19 protein-coding genes are annotated in these 22,280 nt (G+C 40.3%); 12 read left to right on the top strand and 7 right to left on the bottom strand.

Features of this window, described 5'->3' with window-relative positions; all coding sequences use genetic code 11:
* Positions 1-446 precede the first annotated feature (446 nt).
* From NXS00_RS05740 to NXS00_RS05725, 5 genes are all read left to right on the top strand, one after another.
* Complete coding sequence (locus NXS00_RS05740) at positions 447-866, top strand: Fur family transcriptional regulator (protein ID WP_258098163.1); 420 nt, start codon at positions 447-449, stop codon at positions 864-866.
* 4 nt (positions 867-870) lie between these two features.
* The gene (locus NXS00_RS05735; protein ID WP_258098162.1) at positions 871-3,240 is read left to right on the top strand and encodes a TonB-dependent receptor; all 2,370 of its coding nucleotides are present in this window, start codon (positions 871-873) and stop codon (positions 3,238-3,240) included.
* Between the two features lie 51 nt (positions 3,241-3,291).
* Positions 3,292-4,131 carry a DUF4625 domain-containing protein gene (locus tag NXS00_RS05730; RefSeq protein WP_258098161.1) on the top strand — a complete coding sequence of 280 codons (840 nt, stop codon included), beginning with the start codon at positions 3,292-3,294 and terminating at the stop codon, positions 4,129-4,131.
* Positions 4,132-4,276: 145 nt separating this feature from the next.
* Positions 4,277-4,372 carry a DUF1826 domain-containing protein gene (locus NXS00_RS26920; RefSeq protein ID WP_373418655.1) on the top strand — a complete coding sequence of 32 codons (96 nt, stop codon included), beginning with the start codon at positions 4,277-4,279 and terminating at the stop codon, positions 4,370-4,372.
* A 264-nt stretch (positions 4,373-4,636) separates the two neighbouring features.
* Complete coding sequence (locus tag NXS00_RS05725; protein WP_258098160.1) at positions 4,637-5,140, top strand: HEAT-like fold family protein; 504 nt, start codon at positions 4,637-4,639, stop codon at positions 5,138-5,140.
* A gap of 63 nt (positions 5,141-5,203) precedes the next feature.
* Here the strand turns inward: NXS00_RS05725 and NXS00_RS05720 are convergent, their stop codons facing one another.
* The 6 genes from NXS00_RS05720 to NXS00_RS05695 all read right to left on the bottom strand — a co-directional run bounded on the left by NXS00_RS05720 (position 5,204) and on the right by NXS00_RS05695 (position 13,367).
* Entirely contained in the window at positions 5,204-8,938 is a 3,735-nt protein-coding gene (locus NXS00_RS05720) for a T9SS type A sorting domain-containing protein (protein ID WP_258098159.1), read from the bottom strand.
* A gap of 64 nt (positions 8,939-9,002) precedes the next feature.
* The gene (locus tag NXS00_RS05715; RefSeq protein WP_258098158.1) at positions 9,003-10,118 is read right to left on the bottom strand and encodes an STN domain-containing protein; all 1,116 of its coding nucleotides are present in this window, start codon (positions 10,116-10,118) and stop codon (positions 9,003-9,005) included.
* A 16-nt stretch (positions 10,119-10,134) separates the two neighbouring features.
* Complete coding sequence (locus NXS00_RS05710) at positions 10,135-11,139, bottom strand: FecR family protein (RefSeq protein WP_258098157.1); 1,005 nt, start codon at positions 11,137-11,139, stop codon at positions 10,135-10,137.
* 24 nt (positions 11,140-11,163) lie between these two features.
* Entirely contained in the window at positions 11,164-11,736 is a 573-nt protein-coding gene (locus tag NXS00_RS05705; RefSeq protein ID WP_258098156.1) for an RNA polymerase sigma-70 factor, read from the bottom strand.
* A 162-nt stretch (positions 11,737-11,898) separates the two neighbouring features.
* Positions 11,899-12,480, bottom strand: coding sequence for a hypothetical protein (locus tag NXS00_RS05700; protein WP_258098155.1), 582 nt, complete (start codon positions 12,478-12,480; stop codon positions 11,899-11,901).
* A gap of 455 nt (positions 12,481-12,935) precedes the next feature.
* The gene (locus NXS00_RS05695) at positions 12,936-13,367 is read right to left on the bottom strand and encodes a hypothetical protein (protein ID WP_258098154.1); all 432 of its coding nucleotides are present in this window, start codon (positions 13,365-13,367) and stop codon (positions 12,936-12,938) included.
* Between the two features lie 202 nt (positions 13,368-13,569).
* On the opposite strand from NXS00_RS05695, the gene NXS00_RS05690 reads away from it, so the two are divergent.
* Positions 13,570-13,992 carry a hypothetical protein gene (locus NXS00_RS05690; RefSeq protein ID WP_258098153.1) on the top strand — a complete coding sequence of 141 codons (423 nt, stop codon included), beginning with the start codon at positions 13,570-13,572 and terminating at the stop codon, positions 13,990-13,992.
* Positions 13,993-14,641: 649 nt separating this feature from the next.
* Here NXS00_RS05690 and NXS00_RS05685 read toward each other — a convergent pair.
* Entirely contained in the window at positions 14,642-15,187 is a 546-nt protein-coding gene (locus NXS00_RS05685; RefSeq protein ID WP_258098152.1) for an REP-associated tyrosine transposase, read from the bottom strand.
* 480 nt (positions 15,188-15,667) lie between these two features.
* Here NXS00_RS05685 and mraZ point away from each other — a divergent pair, with 480 nt between their 5' ends.
* From mraZ to mraY, 6 genes are all read left to right on the top strand, one after another.
* On the top strand, positions 15,668-16,111 hold the full coding sequence (gene mraZ / locus NXS00_RS05680; RefSeq protein ID WP_258098151.1) for a division/cell wall cluster transcriptional repressor MraZ: 444 nt from the start codon (positions 15,668-15,670) through the stop codon (positions 16,109-16,111).
* Complete coding sequence (rsmH, locus tag NXS00_RS05675; protein WP_258098150.1) at positions 16,111-17,028, top strand: 16S rRNA (cytosine(1402)-N(4))-methyltransferase RsmH; 918 nt, start codon at positions 16,111-16,113, stop codon at positions 17,026-17,028. The genes mraZ and rsmH overlap by 1 nt, the downstream gene beginning before the upstream one ends.
* 81 nt (positions 17,029-17,109) lie before the next feature.
* Entirely contained in the window at positions 17,110-17,481 is a 372-nt protein-coding gene (locus tag NXS00_RS05670; RefSeq protein ID WP_258098149.1) for an FtsL-like putative cell division protein, read from the top strand.
* Positions 17,478-19,577 carry a PASTA domain-containing penicillin-binding protein gene (locus NXS00_RS05665; RefSeq protein ID WP_258098148.1) on the top strand — a complete coding sequence of 700 codons (2,100 nt, stop codon included), beginning with the start codon at positions 17,478-17,480 and terminating at the stop codon, positions 19,575-19,577. The genes NXS00_RS05670 and NXS00_RS05665 overlap by 4 nt, the downstream gene beginning before the upstream one ends.
* The gene (locus tag NXS00_RS05660) at positions 19,577-21,031 is read left to right on the top strand and encodes a UDP-N-acetylmuramoyl-L-alanyl-D-glutamate--2,6-diaminopimelate ligase (protein WP_258098147.1); all 1,455 of its coding nucleotides are present in this window, start codon (positions 19,577-19,579) and stop codon (positions 21,029-21,031) included. The genes NXS00_RS05665 and NXS00_RS05660 overlap by 1 nt, the downstream gene beginning before the upstream one ends.
* 68 nt (positions 21,032-21,099) lie before the next feature.
* Positions 21,100-22,278, top strand: a complete 1,179-nt coding sequence (gene mraY / locus NXS00_RS05655; RefSeq protein WP_258098146.1) for a phospho-N-acetylmuramoyl-pentapeptide-transferase — start codon at positions 21,100-21,102, stop codon at positions 22,276-22,278.
* The last annotated feature ends 2 nt before the right edge of the window (positions 22,279-22,280 follow it).

Below are 22,280 nucleotides of genomic sequence, written 5' to 3'. Positions count from 1 at the left end.
GTCATCTTAACAATCAGAATTGTGTATTCTGAAACTCAAGCAAGATGGGATTTCTTCTGATCCTGGACTTTTTGAGCAATATCATTATGTCCCGTTCCTTTACAACTGAGTCTAACAAATTGCAGCTTGGGGCATGAGGTTGGAAATCCATAATATACCCTAGTACTGTATTGACATATCTAATCAGGATTGTTCCAAACAAATGTAGTTCTCATCATTCCCAAATGGTGTACAACCATTCACTGGCTTAATCAGCTGTGCTCACTGGTAGATGCTGTTCATGGATTCAAAAACCAATTGGAATCATCAATTGGGTGCACGCGAATTATTTTCTGGAAAGAACTAATAGATGAAGGTTTTTAATAAAATTTAGAACCAGAAGACTATGGTAACTGTTTCTAAAATATCTTACCGCAAGAAAGTTGCATTTAACCTATATTTGCAATATGAAGTACAGTGAACTAAAACAAAACCTTAAAGAACATAAATTAAGAGTAACCGATTGTAGGATGGATGTGCTCGAGCACTTTCAGCAGCAGAAACGAGCATTGTCCTTCAGAGATCTGGAAGACCGTTTTCAAGAATACGATCGTGTTACGTTGTACCGGACTCTACATTCCTTCGAAGAAAATGGTTTGCTTCATAAAATTCCTGGTGATAGCGGTTCGGCCGTTTATGGATTGTGTAATAGCTGTGGAGTAGAATCACATCATCACAATCACATGCACTTCAAATGTACCAGTTGTGGTGTTACAGAGTGTATTGATACGCCGATAAACATTCCTTCAGTTAGTTTGCCAAAGGATTACAAAATGTCTGATATGGACGTAATCATTAATGGTCTGTGCAAACTGTGTAATAACTGATTGAATGCGTTTAAATTTAGTTCTGCTATTACTGGTAGCTAATTCAGTCGTATTTGCACAAAGTTCTCTGTCTGGCCAGGTAATAGATATTGCAGGGGAGCCACTAATAGGAGCCACAGTGATCATTCATGAATTGGAAAAAGGGATGATCACGGATTTGAATGGCCAATTCAGGTTCGATAATCTAAGAAAAGCTAGTTATCACTTACATATTAGTTATGTGGGTTATGAAGCGATTACGGTAGCAGCTAATGCCAATGGCGGAGACCCCATTACCGTTATCCTAGAGCCTACTTCTCTAGAACTGAGTGAAATAGTCGTAGAGTCCAATCACTACAAAACTGGGCCTAAGGAGCATACCCTGGCGATGGAGATCATCGATATGGAATACCTCAAGAAAAACCGCAAGGGTACTCTGGTCAATTCCTTAGAAGACTTGCCGGGAGTAAATGCTATTAATACGGGTGTAGGTATTTCGAAACCTGTAATTAGAGGAATGAGCTTCAATAGAGTAATTGTTAATGATAAGGGAGTGAAACAGGAAGGTCAGCAATGGGGTACCGATCATGGTTTGGAGATTGATATGTTTGAGCCTGGTAGGGTGGAAGTAGTAAAAGGCCCTAGTTCACTCATGTATGGTTCTGACGGGCTAGGAGGTGTACTCAATGTTTTTCCGCCATCTTTACCTGACCCAGGAACACACCGAGGATCGTTACAGTCTATTTACAAAACGAATAACCAGTCCATAAGTACATCTTCTTCGCTGGAAGGGAATATTAATGATAAAGTTTACCGTGTTCGTTTCAGCACACAGGATTTTGGTGACTATCGCGTACCAGCTTCTAGTTTCACTTACAATAACTTCAATCTTCCACTATATGATAACCAGCTAAAGAACACCGCTGGCAATGAGCGAAATGTGACCGCTATGGTTGGCTTAAAAAAGAACTGGGGCTACACTACTTTGACTGTGAGTAACTTTCATCAGCAAGCTGGATTTTTTGTTGGGGCTATCGGTATACCTCGATCATATCAGTTGACACCAGATGGTGATAGTCGTAACATCGATTTGCCCATGCAGGAAATCAATCACTTCAAAGTGATTTCGAATAGCAACCTTTTATTGGGTAAAAACTGGCTGGAGCTAGATCTGGGGTATCAAAACAACTATCGTCAGGAGCAATCAAATCCTCACGCCCATGGCAAAGGTCCAAGACCTGAAGGAACTCAAGCACATGCTTTGAGACTTCAAACTTACAGCCTCAATGCTCGCTACTTCATCAAGTTGTCCGATCGGCATTCTAGAATAGTTGGTTTACAGGGACAGCAACAGCTTAACAGTCGTGGAGGATTTGAGTTTCTACTCCCAGAATACACCAGTGCGTCAATTGGTGCATTTGTTTTCGAGGAACTGAGTTTTAAAAATAAACTAACCACTACTGCTGGTCTCCGGTTTGACTATGCTAACCGAAACATCAACTCTTTCAGTGAACCTATCTATAGTGATGAGACCACAATAGAGCGCTATTATCAACGAAATGGCAACATCAATGCAGATTTTTACAATTTCTCAGGGGCAGTAGGTGTTAGTTTCTATCCCAACAAATTGTTTAATGCTAAATGGAATTTGGGAACGAGTTTTAAAGTGCCAACAGCTGCTGAACTTTCCATGAACGGCATACACCATGGTACTTTTAGGCACGAGGTAGGGGATAGCACTTTGACATCAGAGCGTGGATTACAAGCAGACTTGAGTTTGAGTTATCAAAAGAGTAATATAAGCTTGGTGATAAGTCCATTTGTTTCCGTGTTTAATGATTTCATTTATTTAGCACCAACAGCACAGTTTTCATCTAGTCTGGATCCAGATGCTTTTCCAGAAGGGGGACAAGTATTCCAATATCGACAGAATGATGCGTTTTATGCTGGAGGCGAGCTAGCAGCAGAGTATCATCCTTTGGAAGAGATTCACTTGAGGCTAGCCTATGAATATGTTTACAATTACAATCTCGACACCAAGTTGCCGCTTCCATTTACTCCACCAGCCTCAATCTATTCTGAGCTGGATTATGAAGTTTCAATCAATCGAGTTAGTTGGATTGAAGGAGTCAACATTGGAGTTAATTACAAGAAAGTAATGGATCAGAATCGAGTGGATAGAAATGAGCGAAATACTCCTGGTTATAACCTTTTAGGTGCTTCAGTAGGGTGTGAATTTAATTTCAATCGATTTAAGCCAGATTTATATTTTTCAGCACAAAACCTTCTCAATGAGGCTTATTTCAATCATTTAAGCCGTTATCGATTGCTTAATCTACCTGAGCAGGGACGTAATTTTGTGATTTCTTTGAATATACCTTTTGCAATTAAGTAGCGGGTAATTTATTATTGCAATATGATTGCATTAATAATTCAAAGAATAGGAATGAAAAGATCAATATTAGGAATAGGACTATTATCAGTTGTGTTTTTATCGTCATGTGAAGATGATGAGGTGGTGGATGTAACTGCACCAACTATTGAATTAGAAGAGCCTGAATATGGAGAGGCATTCGCAGCTGGTGGAACCATTCATTTTGATGCGCTTTTCGAAGATGATATTGAGCTTGCAACATTCAATATCAGTATCCATAACAATTTTGATGGTCATTCTCATGGAAGAGTAGCAGTATCGCCTTTTACCTATGAGCAGAGTTTCGAGTTGACTGGTAAATCTGATGATGTGCATGAAGACATTTCTATAGATGCAGAAGCTACCGCTGGCCCATATCACTTAACAGTGGAGGCAATTGATGCTTCTGGAAATTCTACAACTTTTGCTGATGGTTCATCTCAAGAGGTAGAAATCTGGATTACCAATGAGGAAATGGCACATGTGCACTTCGAAGATGCTAATGAAAATGAAGTGGAGGAGTATGAAGGAGAAGTTGGTGTTGCATTACAGTTCTATGGAGAAATTGAAGATGAAGTAGGGGTACTTGATCATGTGGAAATCCTAGTAGGCCATATGGAAGAAGGAGCTGAGCATGATCACGATCATGGTGGAAGAATTAGCCAAGATGATGAGCATATCTTCGAGTTGGAAGTAGAAGTAGAGGGTGAAACTTCTGTTTTGCTTCAGGATCTTCTAGCTAACGAAAGCATCATCGTAAGTCAAAGTGATCTGGATGAATTAGAAGAGGGTGAGCACTTATACTTGATCGTGAAAGTTCAGGATGAGGATGGCAATATTTCGCAGCATTCCATTGAGATTCACTTCGATTAAAAAGAACAATACGTTAAAATTAGGTTTAATTAAGAAAAGGTTTTCACGTTTGTGAAAGCCTTTTTTGTTTAAAAAAACACCCGAAGAACTAGCTTTAATTATGCTGTTAAACGCCTCTCAGAAAATATACAAGAGTTCATTATAATTGAGAGCTCTTGAAATTGATGCTTGTACCAAGTTTCATGTGGATGGATATCATCTTAGGTTGTTAACCAACTATTATGGGTATGGATGTGAATGATTTCTTGAGGATGCTTTAATTGAGAAGGATCAGTGAGTGAAGAGTGCATGACGAATCTGCTATTCTATGACTAAAGGTTTGTCTAGAAGCGAATCTTAAGGAGGAGTCACATCAATGGATATTATGTACAGTTTGTCATAAGTGTGATACTTGACAGTGACAGATCATTTTTGGAATTGTTTTGAGTGAAAGGGAGCCTTTAGTATTCAATCTCTTTTCCAATCATTTTGGTCTGCGTATCTTCATCCCATAAGCGATCTACCGATGAAGAGAACAGAGGAATTGTTGTCCAAAAACCTTAGTAGGGATATTCTAATCGAGTATTTAGATCAGCATCCTGAAGAATATGAAGAAGCGGTTCGAATAGCTCAGACTTCTCATCTTCCACAGTGCTGGCGAGCCTGTTGGGTGCTTTTTCATATCACTTCTAAAGATGATGAAAGACTAAAGCCACACCTCAGCGAACTGATAATGTCAATTAAAGGTAAGACCGGTGGTCATCAACGGGAACTGATCAAACTGATTAGTAAAATGAGTCTGGATGAAGATCAAGAAGGAATGATGTTTGATCGATGTATGACTATATGGGAGTCGGTTAAAATGATTCCATCTGTTAGGATGATGGCATTCAAGTTTCTGATGAAAGTGGTGAATAAATATCCTGAGTTGAAAATGGAATTGCGGCATATTACTCAGGATCATTACCTGGAATCTCTTACTCCTGGTGTCAGAAGATCAATCGACAAACAGCTCGATGGCTTTAAATGAAAAAGCAGCCCTGAATTATATAATAACTCTAGGGCTGCTACACTCTAACCTAATTTCGAAATGTTATTTCTGAATTCTGTAGTTGTTTTTATGTCCCTCTGAATCCTCAGTTAGGATGATGTACATTCCACGATCTAAGTTGGATAAAGAAAGCTGATAGGTGCCATTTGACGCTATCTTAACTGATCTTGATAGTACTTTTTGTCCAGTCATGGAGATGACTTTTATGGTCAATTCACTGCTTGATGGTGATGGGTTGTGAATGAAAACCTCGTTTTCAACGGCTGTTGGATAAACAATTAGTTCTTTTTGTGCTACATCATCCGAAGACAGGATATTAAACATGTCCAGATTGAGGTTAACTTCCGGTTGATTATCCGTAACATCTACATTCATGGAGAAAGACTCAGAAGGCATTTCCATGGTTATTCTGTAGGCGCCAAGTGGTAATTGACTGAAAGAAAACTGATCTCCTTCTGATATGGTCCACTTTACAGTCTCATTGGAGTTTCTATCTTTAAGAAGAACTATTTGAGAATCAAAGTCATGAGTATTCATGGTTGCACGGATGCGTCCATGGCCATTTGTAAGACCTTGAGCCTTGATCAGGGTAATTTTTAGTTCTTCGGCAGAGCCGGTCAATTCTATTTCAAAGGCATCTTTCCACGAAACTCCATTCACAAAATAGGTTGGGATAAATGCCTCGTGAATTGTTCGGTCACCCATACCATGAAGCAGGTAAGTGCCAGGTGCCAGATTTTCAAAAATAAAGTGACCATTTGTTGTTGATACCTGATTTGAATAGGTCCACCGATTATCAATTTCCTGGTAAAGCAGTAACGATCCATCGACTACAGGAACCAGGTCTGCGTACAGCATTCCCTGGATGTGAAGTGTTCCTGCCATTACTGCGATGGTTTGTGTGACTTCACAGGTATCCTGTTCTTTTACGGTTGTAAGCGTCACGTCATAGTTTCCAGCAGATGGGAAGTTGTAGGTATATACTGCTTCAGTACTTATTGCTCCGTCAACCGCCCATAGATAGCTTGCTGAATTATCTATTTCTAAGGGACTGAACTGGTAGTTTAATGTATTCAATGAGTCTACAAGAACAGCATTGAAACTAGTAGGACAAACTAGGCTATCTAGTGGTGCTTCTACCAGGATGGAATCGCTAACCAAACACTCAGAAGCGTCATAAGCAATAAAAAGATCTACCGAATACAAGCCACTTTTAGGGAATGTGTAGTTGAAATATGCTTCGTAGCCTACTTGCTCCTCATTAATGAACCAGCTGTAAGTTGTCGCTGCTGTATCATATTCCTCCACACCAAATGAATAGTTCAATGTATTGAGCGAGTCAACATGATAATTGAAAGAAGTAGGACAGATGATGCTATCAATTGGTGCTTCTACCAATATGGAATCACTAACCAAACACTCAGAAGCATCATAAGCAATCAAAAGGTCTACCGAATACAAGCCACCTTCAGGGAATGTGTAGTTGAAATACGCTTCAAAGCCTACTTGCTCCTCATTAATGAACCAGCTGTAAGTTGTCGCTGCTGTATCATATTCTTCCACACCGAATGAATATTCCAATGTATTGAGCGAGTCCATCTGATAATTAAAAGAAGTAGGGCAGATGATACTGTCAATTGGTGCTTCTACCAATATGGAATCACTTACCAGACACTCAAAAGTATCATAAGCGATCAAAAGGTCTACCGAATACAAGCCACCTTCGGGGAAGGTGTAGTTGAAATAAGCTTCATAGCCTACTTGCTCCTCATTAATGAACCAGCTGTAAGTTGTCGCTGCTGTATCATATTCGTCCACACCAAATGAATATTCCAATGTATTGAGCGAGTCCACCTGATAATTGAAGGAAGTAGTACAGGTGATGCTATCAATTGGTGCTTCTACCAAAATGGAATCACTAACCAAGCACTCAGAAGCATCATAAGCAATCAAAAGGTCTACCGAATACAAGCCACCTTCAGGGAATGTGTAATTGAAATACGCTTCATAGCCTACTTGCTCCTCATTAATGAACCAGCTGTAGCTTGTCGCTGCTGTATCATATTCTTCTACACCGAATGAATATTCCAAAGTGTTGAGTGAGTCCACCTGATAATTGAAAGAAGAAGGACATGTAATGGGCACCTCTGAGCTTTCAACATTTATCACTTCAGCCAGATTGCACAAAGAGTCTCCTTTGTTGATGGAGAGGTTTACAACATACTGCCCAGCTTCTTCGAATTGGTAAGTAAACGAAGCATTGGTAGAAACGTCGATACTGTCAATTTTCCACGTATAACTTGCAGCACTGTCGATTTCAGTAGGATAAAATGCATAGATCAAACTATTTAGTGAGTCTATCTCATAGTTGAAAGAAGTTGGGCAGCTTATAGGCTCAACATTCTCTTCTATATCAATGTATTCTGATAAATCGCAGAATGAGTTATCGGTGTAAATCTGGAGATTGACCTCATGAGTGCCAGGTGTAGTAAAGGTATAGTTGGCGGTAAATGCCTCTGTTTCTTCATTCAGATCAAATGTCCAGATATATCGAGCTGTGCTGTCGATCTCTAATGGAGAAAAATGATACTCGTATTCGCCATTAAGGGAATCGATAAGTTCGTAATTGAAAGTAGTGGGGCATTCAGTAGAAGCAGTCCCTACGCTTACCTCTTTGCAATAACTACAGTCATCAGTATCCATGGTTTGGCAAATGGTATAAGTGCCTGGTTTGTTATAGCTATGGGTGATATATTCACCGATTTCGGGTTCGTATGCGATGACAGTTCCATCACCAAAATCAACCGATGAGGACATATCTTCCCAATACATTGGCAGTGAGGTTTCAATTGCATACGTGCTATCATCTATTTGCCAGGTGTTGAAAAAACATACATCGAAAGGAGGGAACTCAGCCTTAATAGTTTGAATCGTACTGCAGGTGTCAGTTTGATTATAAGAAGTGAGTGTAACATCAAATTCGCCTCCAGTCCAGTCATCCCAATCTGCAAAAATATGTTCAATTGATGCCCCAGTTCGAGGTAAGCCTTCATTAAACTTCCATTCATAGGAATATTGATTGTTTGGGTTGATTGCACTAAATGTATAAACTGGAATATTGCCTGTAGAGTCTATCGTATAGGTGAAATCTGCATTGCACGTCGGAATAGTTGATAATTCGAATTCTATTTCCTTGCAATAGCTACAATCATTAGCGCCCATCGTTTGGCATATGGTATAGGTACCGGCACTGTCATAAGTGTGTGTAATGTGTTCTCCATGAACTGGCTCGTGAGCTACCACGGTCCCATCTCCAAAATCTATGGTAGATGACATGTCTTCCCAAAACATCGGTAACCAGGTTTCTACGGCATAGGTGCTGTCATTGATTTGCCAGGTGTTGAAAAAACACTCATCCTCAGGAGGAGGCATAGCTCCTACATTTTGATAGGAGGTACACGTATCGGTAGCACTGAAAGCCGTAAGTGTGACACCCCAACCACCTGCATCGTTAAAAATGTGTTCAATAGTAGAACCTGTTCTTATTAAGCTTCCACCTATATTCCATTCATAGGTGTATTGATTGTTGGGATAGGTTGCACTAAAAGTGTAAACAGGAATATTACCAACTGAGTCAATTCTGTAGGTATATTCGGCATTGCAAATAGAGTCAGCTGCGACTGTCTTTGCGTTTAGTGCTGTGGAGAGCAGCATCATAAGGAGTAAGCCCAAAGTGACTCTGCTGAGGTTTTGATAGGGAGTAAGTTTGTTATTCATAGTTGCGATTTTTCTAGTTTTCGCCTCAAGAACCCGAAGACCTTCCATATCCCCTAACTGAATTTTAAAAAATTAATCCAAACTTCAAACCAGCTATAAAACGTTTGCTATAAAGCTCGGTATCCTGATAATCAGGATTAAGTCCTACTTGCCCAAATGGGGCTAAATAGTAGCCATTAGATATACCAGGTAGCGAATATGTAAATGGGATTTCTACCTGTATATTTTGCAACGGCAAGCGATAGTCATAGGAAACTATTTGCTCTCCACTAGAATTGGATCCCTGCATGATTTCGTCTGCATCAAGAATCCAACTGACATTGAACCCTGCCTGGATACCAACTTTTATCTGATCTGACAACCGAAAGTTTTTACCAATCAATAAAGAAAGCGCTAGTTGGTTGGTGGTATTTGTTCTGCTCGTTTGTGTAATGTATTCATTGGTTTGGTATGTGGAGTCCACAATGTATACAGGAACCCTTTCTTCATTTTCAATAACGTAAAATGTAGATACCGTGTCCACTTGAAGTTCGGTGCGAGTTTCTGAACTGGTGAAGCTTGTGTTGCAATATGAATGAATATAGGAGATGCCAGCTTCCAGGTGAAACTTGTTCCACTCATACTGGTAGGATAGGCCAAGCGATACACCTTTCCAGGTTTTGTCTTCTCGAATCCAAACCTGCGGTGCCAGGTGGCTTTTAATTTGCCAGCGACGTGGTTTGACTTCAGGAGTTATGGATACAGTGTCATAGATTATTACCTGCTTTTTGGTAATGATTGTATCATAAATCAATACTTCTCGCTCAATATCATGAATAATGGTGTCATAAACAGGTAAAGTTTTCTCCAGATAAACAGTGTCTCTAATGACTTTAGGTTTCTCTGGTTGCACCTGTGGTGTGGTCGCTTCTTCGGTTACCTTAATGATCACATATTCATTGATTTTCTTGAAGTTAAAATTGTTTCCTAAGACACTGTTCAACGCTTCTTCTAAAGTGACATCACTGAGTTCAATTGAAATATTGGGTTGGTTTTTGAAGATTTTAGGATCATAGGAAACATAAAGTCCATAGCTTTCTACAATGGTTTGTACTACATGGCCAATTGGTTCATCATCAAAATCGAATGACTTGGACTGAGTTTGGGCGTTGGTATGCCAAAAGGTCAGTAAAATTATCAATAGAAGTATGAACCTGCTAGTTGCACCCATTTCCTAAAATGACAATAGTGCCGTTTTCTTCGCTGCTTTCTAACTGGTGGGTTGTTTTGATTACTTCCAGAATGGTCTCAAGAGATTGCTTTTTGAACGTGGCAGTTAGCGTACAATCCAAAATTTCTTCATTGGAAGTGGTAATCGGTGTGTCAAATTCTTTCGAAAGGGTTTCTAGCACTTGAGCCAGGGATGCATTTCGGAAAGTCATAACGCCTGTCTTCCAGTAGAGTTGATTATCATCTGATGGTTTAACGGCAGGTTTTACGACGTTCGTATTCTCTTCAACCTCCAGGTCTGTTTCCTGTTCAGCCGTGAGGATAATCTCTTCGGGGGTGTTCAAGTAGTTGACCCGGACTTTTCCTTCTGTTACCAAAACCTTGGTGGGAGCATCATCATAGGTCTTTACCATGAATTTGGTTCCTAAAACGGTAATTTCAGCATCAGAAGTGGAAACGATAAAAGGTCTGTCTGGTTGATGGTCTACTTCAAAAAATGCCTGACCTGTCAGGGCAACTTTTCGTTGAGAGCCGTTGATAATCTCTTCTTTATTGTAAGTAATCGTACTTCCCTGATCTATACTGATCTGCGAACCGTCCTCTATTGGCGCAACCAGCACATCTTCTATAGATTCTATAGAGGTGAGAATGGTTTCAGGTGTTGATACAGTTCGGTTGATCCAAAGTAAGGACCCTAAGACTATAATGACAGATGCGGCAGCTGCATACCACCATATCGAGATTTGTTTAGTTGATTTTTGCTCAATTGGTAGATGCTTTTGGAGTTGCTTAAATGCCTCTTGGGAATCTTTTTGTGTAGGGGAGGCTAGCAATGAGAGTTCCCAGGCTTTGAAAGTGTCTTGAGCGGACTTTCTGTTTTCTGGTGCAGAAAGCCATTCTTCCACTTTTTGACGCACGTCATCATCATTCAGTCTACCATTCAGGTATCTGATGATGTGGTCTTCGGTGATCGGATGCTCGTTTTCTTCCATTGCTGATCAGCTAACACGCTGTGTTTACAAATCCCCTAATGAGTTTAAAATAAAATACAGAATAACCAGAAATTTAGATTTTAACATCTTCATCGCTCTGGTAATGTGATTCTCTATCGTCTTGGTACTTATATCCAGTTTATCCGCTATTTCCTTGTGACTTAAGCCTTCAAATCGACTTAGTTTAAACACTTCCTGGCACTTCTCAGGCATTTCGTTAATAGCTTCATGAAGTCTGGTAATGAGTGCTTCATCTTCATTGGATAGATCATAGTCCATGATCTCCTCCCGATATTGCTGAAGTTGGTATTGCTTGTATTTATCTTCTACTTTTCGATCTCTCAGATAATTGTAACAGCGATTTCTCACGCTCGTGAGCATGTATGGGAATAGTCTTGTGTCATCTGCCAGCTGCTCTTTTTTCTCCCACAATTTGATTAACAGCTCTTGCACAATCTCCTCGGCACTACCTTCATCCCCCACAATTCCAGTTGCCAGATTGAGCAATGGATTGTAAAGTGTATGAAACACGTGTTCATATGCTTGTTTGCTGCCAGACTTAAGGGCGATGACTATGTCGGGAGTGAGCTGATTCAAAAAAGTGAAGATCTTTAATCAAACGGTTGCGGTGCAAAAATAGACTTGTTTCTGAAAGTTCTATTTTCAAGACGAATGTTTTGCAGAGAAAGTTGGAAATTCAACGATCTGTATTCATTCAGTAGATGGTGTCTTGAATAAATTCGTCAGTAATTAAATCTCTTAGATCTCTATTTTTTCGCGTTCCTTGTCTACTTCATCCCAAAGCTCCATATCACGAGGATTTTTGATAGCTTTCTTATAAGCCTCCACATAATCAGGATAATCCCTGAAACGGTATTCTAGAAGTGTAAACTCTGGAAGAAGATATATTATGAAAGCAACTAGACCGTAAGTGACTGTTCTTTTCAGGACGTTACCGTAAAATGAATCTCGAGTCATAAAAAGTTTAGTCGTTCCAGTAAGTGAAGCGATCAATAAGCCAGTTAAACCAATCATTAAATTTACTTCCGCTCCTGGCCAGAACAGTAGCTTGAAAATAAAACCAACCAATGTGAAACTAAGTGCTAAGCCAGTTAGGATACTTATCACGATTCTGCTGTTGCTAAGAAAAGCATATGAGCTCTTTTTAAACGCTTTTTGGGTTGGTATCCCATTAAATAAAGCAACACTTAAATAGAAATAAATCATGGAAAGTAGTAGCACTGATAGCACTAGTATTATAGTGCTTTTAGGTGCCAAAAGCATAAAAAGGACAAATGCGATCACTGCAATCGCGCTGAGGAGTAGTTCTAGTTTTTTCATTATGGATCAGACGTTATCACGTTCTGATATGTAACCTAATGAAAAATTTCAATGGGAACTGTGTTAGTGAGTGATTCTATATAAATCAGGATTGGATTTGAAATATTCATCTGATCTCTCCGGGTCTGAAATTGTATGAATGGGTATTAAGATTAAATTATTTACGAATCGATTATTCTTTTGCCATAATATAAGCAAACCCACTTGTACCTGTCGTATTTCCCGTTTCAGGGCCATTAGTCCAAACGAAAGTGCTTTGCACTCCGATAGAAATAAACTGAGCATTCTTGCCGTAAAAGCGACCTTTATTGGAAGTTATTCCATCGAAATTTGCAGTTAGATCTTCTTGGGTGAGTGGCGTTTCCTGGATTCGTAGGCTAAGACCAAATTCATCTCCTCCTAATTCCGCGGTTCCACGAACTGAACCATTAATTTCCGCGGTTCCTTGTGGATGATCATACTCTTGTAGGTGTTGTGAAATTGGAGATTGTTCCGTTATAGTTTCCTGTAGAAAAATCCAACGTTAAGGTCATGTCGGCAACAAACAGTAGTTCCGTATCAGAAGTGTTAGTGTTCGTATTAGTTCGTTTACTCATGTATACTCCGGAATAGGTGGTTGTTCCACTAGTGGGGAAGTTGGCCTCTCGGGTAAGACCTTCTGTGTTAGTGAGGCCTATGAGGACATCCCTTAGTTCATTGTAGTAAACCATTGCTTCCTCAAAAGTGCGATCATCGTTACTTGCCGGATCGTCAGGATTAGGTTCATCCTTCTTGCAGCTAAGAGAAACGAGACCTATTAGTAATAGTACAGCGAATGAATAAAAACGATGCATGATTTGAGCTGATTGATTGATTTGCAAATCTGAAGGCTGCAGTTTTTTTGCCATGTTACTATTCCGTCAAATGTTGGAAGAAATCCGACAACAGAATAGGAGGTGTGTGGATTTTTGCACACTATCTCGCCCGGGTTTGCAAGTTTTAGAATGCATCCTATATTCAAAAGGATCGTTAGCTTTAGGGTTAACCGATTTGTATGTAGAAGCAATGGTCACATGATTATAATCTGTGAGGCTAATAAATGATTAATGAATGGAAAGAAGGGATCTTATTCAGGACGAGATAGAGCAGCTGGGACGCGTATTAGGTAAAATTGTTGCCACATTCCTAGGAATGAAATCCCAGGGGAATGTGCAGGCGGGAATAGAAACTGCAGAACAACAGCTACAATCGCAACTGGATCTTGATGTCAATAGGTTGTTGGAACTTGAAGGTCGTGATTTGATAGACTACTTGCAGGGATTACGATTTACAGCTGATCATCTGGAGGATTTGTCTACTTACCTGCTAGAGTCTGGGCAAGATCAGCTAGCAGATTGTGATCCTGAGGCTGTATTGCGAGTACAAAAAGCCATGGAATTGCTAGATATAGCTGATGAGCTGTCTAAAACCGCTTCGCTAGAGCGAATGGCCAAAAAATCCATGATAAAGGAGTTGCTCGATAAGAGTAATTGATCCTTTTTAAGTTGAGTTATTTTTTGTGCCTAACTATACTCGTCGGGATTTGCAATCCCGATGTAAAGAGAAAGAGGATTTGTAATCCGTTTCTATTTATTGGCTACAGTATGCTGGATTCCAAATCCGAATGAACGCAAGTTGATTCCTTTTTCGTTGGGATTTGTATGATGGTTTTATTTCACCAAACAGCTTAGACAATAAATCACAATCGCCTAAAAGAGACAAGGCCCACTCCCCAGAGGAGAGCAGGCCTGCCATTCTAACCAGATAAGTTTTTTGGAAAGTCCTCCAGTTTCTATTCTAAGCCTAGATTACATGATTACAGCGATAGAAGGATGTGGTGCTATTTCTTAGCTCCATGAGTTTGAGCTACTGTTTTTTAGTGTTGATATACAGTTTGTTATGGCGATTTGGTTTAGCATTACAAATAACTCAACTATATGCACGAACAGCAATACCCTATTTTAGGGATTTTGAGTTAAAACTTATCGGAGGTGTTGCTACGCAATTATTTAGCTCATCGGGATTTGCAATCCCGATGTAAAGAGAAAGAGGATTTGTAATCCGTTTCTATTTACTTGCTACAGTATGCTGGATTAAAAATCCAGCGACTCAGCCATTCGGATTGCAAATCCGAATGAGAGTTTTAGTCAATAAAAAGAACATCAATTAGTCCTTTTTCTCCAGCGTAGTTTCTTGCTGAGCTATACCAGTAATGTTCTGGTTCTGATACAATTTCAGTAGCTACAGGATTCCTGTGGATGTAGTCTATTTTCTGATCCAGGAACTCGTTGGAGTGGATTTCTTTGGCATCATTACCATCTTGCCAAAATTTGTAATTTTTGATTTTCGGATTGTATCTGCCACTAAATTCCAGCCGATCCAGCAACCATTCCCTTCTGCTTTCTGGTTCTTCCTTGATGATTCTTATAATCGATTTATTGGTGTGCTTTTTGAAGTCGCGAAGGATATCTGATAGGTTGTGGCCTTCTGCGGCAGAGACAATAAGGTGTAAGTGATTGGTCATAAGACACCATGCGTATAGCTCCAGTCCTTTCTTTTGTTGACAATGTTTCAGAGCGTTAACAATTTCATTTTTATAAGATGGCCTGGTGAATACATCCACCCAGTCTACCACGGTCATGGTCACAAAGTACAGATAGCCATCAGATATTTTGTTCTTGATTCCCATCAAGTCAAATTAAGAAATAAAAGTGGATTAAAAATCCAGCCGCTCAGCCATTCGGATTGCAAATCCGAATTAGCCCACTTTCCCCCACATCTACCACCTTGCCCCACCAACTGATCAAACGCTACCACCAATTCAAAACTCCAAAGCCCAAAACCCAAAACATCATGCATTTACCACTTTCTCCCACCAAAAAGTAAAATTTTCCCAATTGCACCACTTTGCCCCACCAACTAGCATTTTTGAGCTAATTTTGTCCAATTACTACTGCAAGTGGACTGATTTTACGTCCTATCATTCAGTGAGTTAACCGTAAAACCCTTGAAATTGATCGAAAAAGGGCTTTTTATAAGCTTGAAACGAACTTTTTTAAAAAAGTGGAGGAAAGTGGGAGGATGTGGTTGATTTTGTTGAATCTTTTCATACATTTGTATTGGTGGTTTATATTTTTCTAATGCGATGCGAGAGTGTCGCAGCTCAACTATGGCTTTTTTCACAAGCGAGTATGAGTGTAAGTTGGACGCTAAGGGTAGGTTAGTCTTACCTTCTAAGATTAAGGCTAATCTTCCCGAAGTATCCACTCACGAGCTGGTAATCCGAAAAGGATTCGAGCCAAACTTGATCCTGTATCCGATGTTAGAATACAAAAAGATACATGCCAAGATTGCTGCGCTTAGTGAGTTCAACGCCGAGCAGAGAAAATTGAAACGAAATTTCTTCAGGAGTATCGCACAGGTAGAGCTGGATAATGCGGGACGGATATTGTTACCTAAGCCAATGCTCGCTCATGCCAACCTCGATAAAGAGGCTATTTTAATAGGGATGGGCAATTACATTGAGATGTGGAACCCTCAAATTTTTGAGGAACATCAAATAGACGATTCCGAAGAGTACTCAGCTCTTGCTCAGAAATACCTGGACGAATAATGAGTACTTACCACATACCGGTGATGCTAAAAGAGTGCCTGGAAGGCCTTGACATCAAACCAAACGGAATCTATGTTGACGTCACCTTCGGCGGAGGGGGACATACTCGAGCAATACTCGAGAAGCTTGATGGCGGAATGCTTTATGCTTTTGATCAGGATGCTGATGCAAAGGCCAATGCTGAAGAATTTCAGCAGCATCGTTCTTTCACTTTTGTAGAATCCAACTTCAGATTCCTGAAAAGGCAACTGCGCTTTCATGGAGTAAAACAAGTAGATGGAATTCTTGCTGATTTAGGAGTTTCTTCTCATCAATTGGATGAGGGAAGTAGAGGTTTCTCCACCCGATTTGATGGAGAGCTCGACATGCGAATGGATCAGGGAGCTGCGGTTACTGCAAAACATGTAGTAAACGAATACGAGCAGAAGGATTTGATTCATATACTCAGTGCTTACGGAGAGGTCAAAAATGCCAAAACGTTGGCAGCCGCGATCATCCGAGCCAGGGGTATGAAGACCATCCACAGAAACGAACAGCTAAGAGAGATTGCTTTGACTTGTGCGCCGAGAGGTAGAGAGATGAAATATCTCGCTCAGCTTTTTCAGGCCATACGCATAGAAGTAAATGACGAGATGGGGGCGCTGCATGAATTTTTGGAGCAGACACCAGAAGTCTTGGCGCCGGGAGGTCGATTGGTAGTGATGAGCTATCACTCTTTAGAAGATCGTCCAGTGAAGAACTTTATCAATGCTGGAAATATAAGAGGCAAGCAGGAGAAAGACTTTTATGGAAATATTATCAGGCCATTAGAGTCAATTACCAGAAAGCCGATTATCGCCGGAGAAGAAGAGTTGGAAAGAAACAATAGAGCGAGAAGCGCGAAGCTCCGTGTAGCGGAGCGGGTACAGAGTAAATAGTATTCAGTACTGTGCTTCGAATAATGGATTAACAAACACTGTACATGGTACGCTGTACTCTGTACTTATGAATAAAAACAAATGGCAACCAATACATACAAAATACCTAGTAAGTCAGCAGCAAGAGGAAAAGGTTTCTTTTCTCTGTTGGATAAGGTGCTTCCAATGGATGAGTCGATTGGTGAAGTCATTCACTTGAGATTCTTACCACAGATTTTGTTTGTGGCGACTCTTTGTGTGATCTACATCGGAAGTAGACATTATGCAGAAAAGAAAATTAGAAATATCAACACGCTGGAAACGGCAGTAGAAGATTTAAGAGCTGATTATACCACATTAAAGGCTGACTTCATGTACGCAAGTAAGCAGTCAGAGGTGGCAAAAGAGGCAGCTCGCATTGGATTGAAAGAAAGTAATGTTTCACCTTATAAAATTGTGATACCGGAAGAATGAGCATTCGCACATCCATATTATTAAGAGTAAGGATTGCATTCCTCGTGGTATTCTTGTTTTCTGCAGGAATACTTTTTCGCATTTTCACCATTCAGCATGTAGAGGGTGATAGATGGAGAAGTTACGGGGAGAGCATAGGACTGGATGTTCGTAAGGTCAATGCAACACGCGGTAATATTTATGCCGATGATGGGAGTTTGTTGGCGACCTCATTGCCGTTTTACCAGGTGGCATTTGATCCATACCTGCCTAGCGATGAGTTGTTCAATTCGCACATTGATTCACTCTGCTATTATCTCTCGCACTTTTATGGAGATATGTCGCAGATGCAATACAAGCGGAAGATAGCTCAGGCAAGGAAGGACAGAAGACGATATATGGTCATTAACCGACAGGAAGTTGACTATCAGGAAAAAAAGCGCATCGAGCGCTGGCCAATCTTTAGAGAAGGGCAATATACTGGTGGAATTATCTTCGAGAAGGTGGAAAAAAGAATTCTGCCTTTTTCTCGTTTTGGTTACCGAACTATAGGAACAGTCAATTCTGATAACAATGGAGTGGCTGGATTAGAATATTCATTCAATCGCCAGTTAGCCGGTCAAAATGGAGAGGCGCTGTTTCAAAAAATGACTGGAGGCAGCTGGAGGCCTGTTTATGATGGTACGGAGATTCGTCCAGTGGATGGTTATGATATCCAAACGACTATCAATGTAAACCTTCAGGACGTTACGGAATCGGCCTTGTTAAAGCATTTACAAAAGCATCAGGCGGATTACGGAGTTGCGGTTTTGATGGAAGTGAAAACAGGAGAGATCAAAGCGATTTCTAACCTGAGTAGAAATAGCAGAGGTGAGTACTCTGAACAGTACAACTACGCAGTGGGTAGTCAGGGTGCGCGTGAGCCAGGTTCTACTTTCAAATTGGCTAGTATGATCGCATTGTTAGAAGACGCTGATATCGAACTGACCGACACTGTGGACACTGGCAATGGTGTGATGAAATTTTTCAATGAAACCATGCGCGATCATAAGCCAGGTGGATATGGTGTATTGACTGTTCAGGAAGTGTTTGAGAAGAGTTCCAACATTGGTACAGCGAAGTTGATCACGAAGCAATTTGGAGCTAAACCATCACGATATACAGATTACATCAAGCAAATAGGCTTGGATAAACCGCTTGGTTTTCAAATGGTGGGTGAGGGAGTTCCTTATATAAAAGATCCGACTGATAGCACCTGGAGTGGTATTTCATTGCCATGGATTTCTCATGGATATGAGTTGAAAATGACTCCATTACAGACATTGACATTGTACAATGCTGTGGCTAATAATGGGAAGATGATTCAGCCTTTGATTGTGAAATCAGTGAAGAAGGCGAATAAAAATATTGATACCTATAAGGCGAAAGTCTTGAACGATAAGATCTGCTCTAAGGAGACTTTGAGAAAGGTGAAGGTTATGCTGGAAGGTGTAGTAGAACGAGGAACTGCACAGAACATTAAAAACGAGAAATACAAAATTGCTGGAAAGACAGGTACAGCTAAGAAGGTGGTGAATGGTCGATATACAACGAATTACTACACCTCATTTGCTGGGTATTTTCCAGCTGATAACCCTCAGTACAGCTGTATCATCGTCATTGATGAGCCAAAGGGGTATCAGATTTATGGAAGTGATGTAGCAGCTCCAGTTTTCAAAGAAATAGCGGATAAGATCTATGCTTTGGAGACGGATTTACATTTAGAGCTGCCAGACCAAAGAGATAAGTATGCTGGAGTATTTCCAGTAATCAGATCAGGTAAAAAGAATGAGTTACAGATGATTTCAAATTATTTAGGAATCTCTAATCATTCAGAAACAGATGCGGAATGGGTGACGACTGATGTGGTTAATCATTCAGTATTCTGGGAGGACAATCAACCTAAGCCTGATCATATTCCAGATGTGCGTGGTATGACACTTCGTGATGCCATTTATGTATTGGAAAACATGGGTTTAAAAGTGGATGCCAGAGGTCGAGGAAGAGTGAATACTCAGTCTTTATTGCCTGGAACAAAATTCGCAAAAGGAGCCAACATTAAAATTGAATTGAGCTAATGCCATTATTGAAAGACATATTGTTTGGAGCGTCGCTGATTGAGATCCATGGAGATCGTGATCAGGAGATTACTTCATTGGCTATGGACTCAAGAAAGGTCGAAAAAGGAGGGCTGTTTTTTGCTGTTCCTGGCTTGACAGTTGATGGGCATGATTTCATAGATAAGGCTATTGAGCTTGGTGCGGTGGCTATTGTTTGTGAAGAGATTCCACAAGATTTAAGAAAGAATACGACATATATACAGGTGGAGAATAGCGCTGCTGCGATGGGTATTGTAGCAGCCAATTTCTTCGACAATCCTTCTAAGAAACTTCGATTAGTCGGAATAACAGGTACCAATGGTAAGACTACTACGGCGACCTTATTATTCCAATTGTTTCAGCGATTAGGATATAAAGTTGGCTTGCTCTCTACGGTAGAGAACAAAATCAACGAAAAGATACTAGAGACTAAGTTCACTACTCCAGATGCAATTACCATCAATGCTTTGATGGCGCAAATGGTGAAGGAGGGATGTACACATGCCTTCATGGAAGTGAGCTCTCATGCTTTAGTTCAGCACAGAACCAAAGGGTTGGAGTTTGCTGGTGGTGTGTTCACGAATATTTCTCATGATCACCTGGATTTCCACGAGACTTTTGATGAGTATATCAAGGCGAAGAAATTGCTTTTTGATGGCTTGTCAAGAGATGCATTTGCATTGGTCAATGTAGATGATAAGAGAGGTCATGTGATGATGCAAAACACTAAGGCTGATAAGAATACTTACTCTTTGAAGTCTATGGCTGATTTCAAAGCAAAGATTCTACACAATACACTTCAGGGTTTAGAGCTTGATGTGGATGGAATCAGCGCCTGGTTCAAGTTGATTGGTGACTTCAATGCTTACAACCTTTTAGCGGTATATGCTACTGCAGTATTGCTTGAGGAGGAGAAGGAAGAAGTACTCACTGTGCTTTCGCAAATGGACGGTGCAAGAGGTCGCTTTGAGCAGGTGGTAAATGCCAACGATATTTTGGCGATCGTGGATTATGCACACACTCCAGATGCTTTGGAAAATGTGTTAAAGACGATTGACAATTTGAGAACACGTCAGGAAACAGTAATCACTGTAGTCGGATGTGGAGGAAATAGAGATAAAGGTAAACGTCCTGAGATGGCAAGATTAGCTGCTCAGTACAGCAACAAAGTGATATTGACTTCTGACAACCCAAGAGACGAAGATCCAAAGCAAATCCTTACGGATATGATGGCGGGGATTTCAAAGGTTGATCAGAGAAAAACCATGGTGATTGAGGATAGAAGAGAAGCAATTAGAACAGCTTGCAATCTGGCTGGATCTATGGATATCATATTAGTTGCTGGAAAGGGACATGAAACTTACCAGGAAATTAAAGGAGTGAGAAATCACTTCGATGACAAAGAAGAGTTAAATAAAATGTTAAATGGATAGACAGAAGACATTAGAAAGGAGACATCAAACTCCATCTAAAATCTTAGGTCTAAAATCTAAAATCTGAAATGCTATACTACTTGTTTGACTTTTTGGAAAAACAATTTGACTTGATGGGAGCGAGTGTATTCCGCTTTATCTCCTTCAGGGCAGGTATGGCTGCGTTGATTTCGCTGGTGATTAGCATCTTCTTTGGTAAGAAATTGATCAACATGCTTAGACGCTTCCAGATGGGAGAGTCTATTCGTGATTTGGGTTTGGAAGGTCAGATGGAGAAGGCTGGTACACCAACTATGGGTGGTATCATCATCATCGCTTCGATCACTATCCCAACGTTGTTGTTCGCTCAGGTTGGTAATATCTATGTCATCCTGTTATTGGTGACTTGTCTTTGGATGGGACTGATCGGATTTGCTGATGACTACCTGAAGAAGAAAAAGAAGAATAAGGATGGTTTAGCAGGTCACTTCAAAATCATCGGTCAGGTAGCGATTGGTTTAGTTGTTGGTTTGGTAATGGTTTTCCATCCAGATGTGGCAATTCCAGAACTTGGTGGAACAGGCTTCGCTGATAGTGGATCTATTGTGACGACTATTCCATTTGTGAAAAATAATGAATTCCAATACGACTGGTTATTGCCACAGTTTTTGGAAGGATATACCTGGTTGGTTTATGTGCTTGCAGTCATATTTATCATCACGGCAGTTTCCAATGCATCGAACCTGACAGACGGATTGGATGGATTGGCTGGAGGTTTATCAGCAATTATTGGATTGACATTGGTGGTATTTGCTTACATGTCTGGTAACGCAGTATTCGCTGATTATTTGAATATCGCATTTATTCCAAACTCGGGTGAGTTGGTGATTTTCGGAGCTGCTTTCGTAGGAGCATGTATTGGATTCTTATGGTTCAATTCCTATCCAGCTCAGGTTTTTATGGGTGATACTGGCAGTTTGTCGCTTGGTGCTACAATTGCCGTTTTCGCTTTAGTTATTAGAAAGGAATTGTTGATTCCTGTGCTTTGTGGAGTGTTCTTCATAGAGACAATTTCAGTGATGATTCAGGTGTCTTATTTCAAGTACACCAAGAAAAAGTATGGTGAAGGAAGAAGGGTGTTCCTTATGTCGCCATTACATCATCATTACCAAAAGAAAGGTTGGCATGAGGCTAAGATCGTTACCAGATTTTGGACGTCCGGCATTTTGTTAGCCATTATCACATTAGCAACGCTTAAACTTAGATGATC

It is taken from the genome of Marinoscillum pacificum (assembly GCF_024714495.1).
Taxonomy (GTDB): domain Bacteria; phylum Bacteroidota; class Bacteroidia; order Cytophagales; family Cyclobacteriaceae; genus Marinoscillum; species Marinoscillum pacificum.
This window is presented reverse-complemented; position numbering and strand designations above follow the sequence as displayed.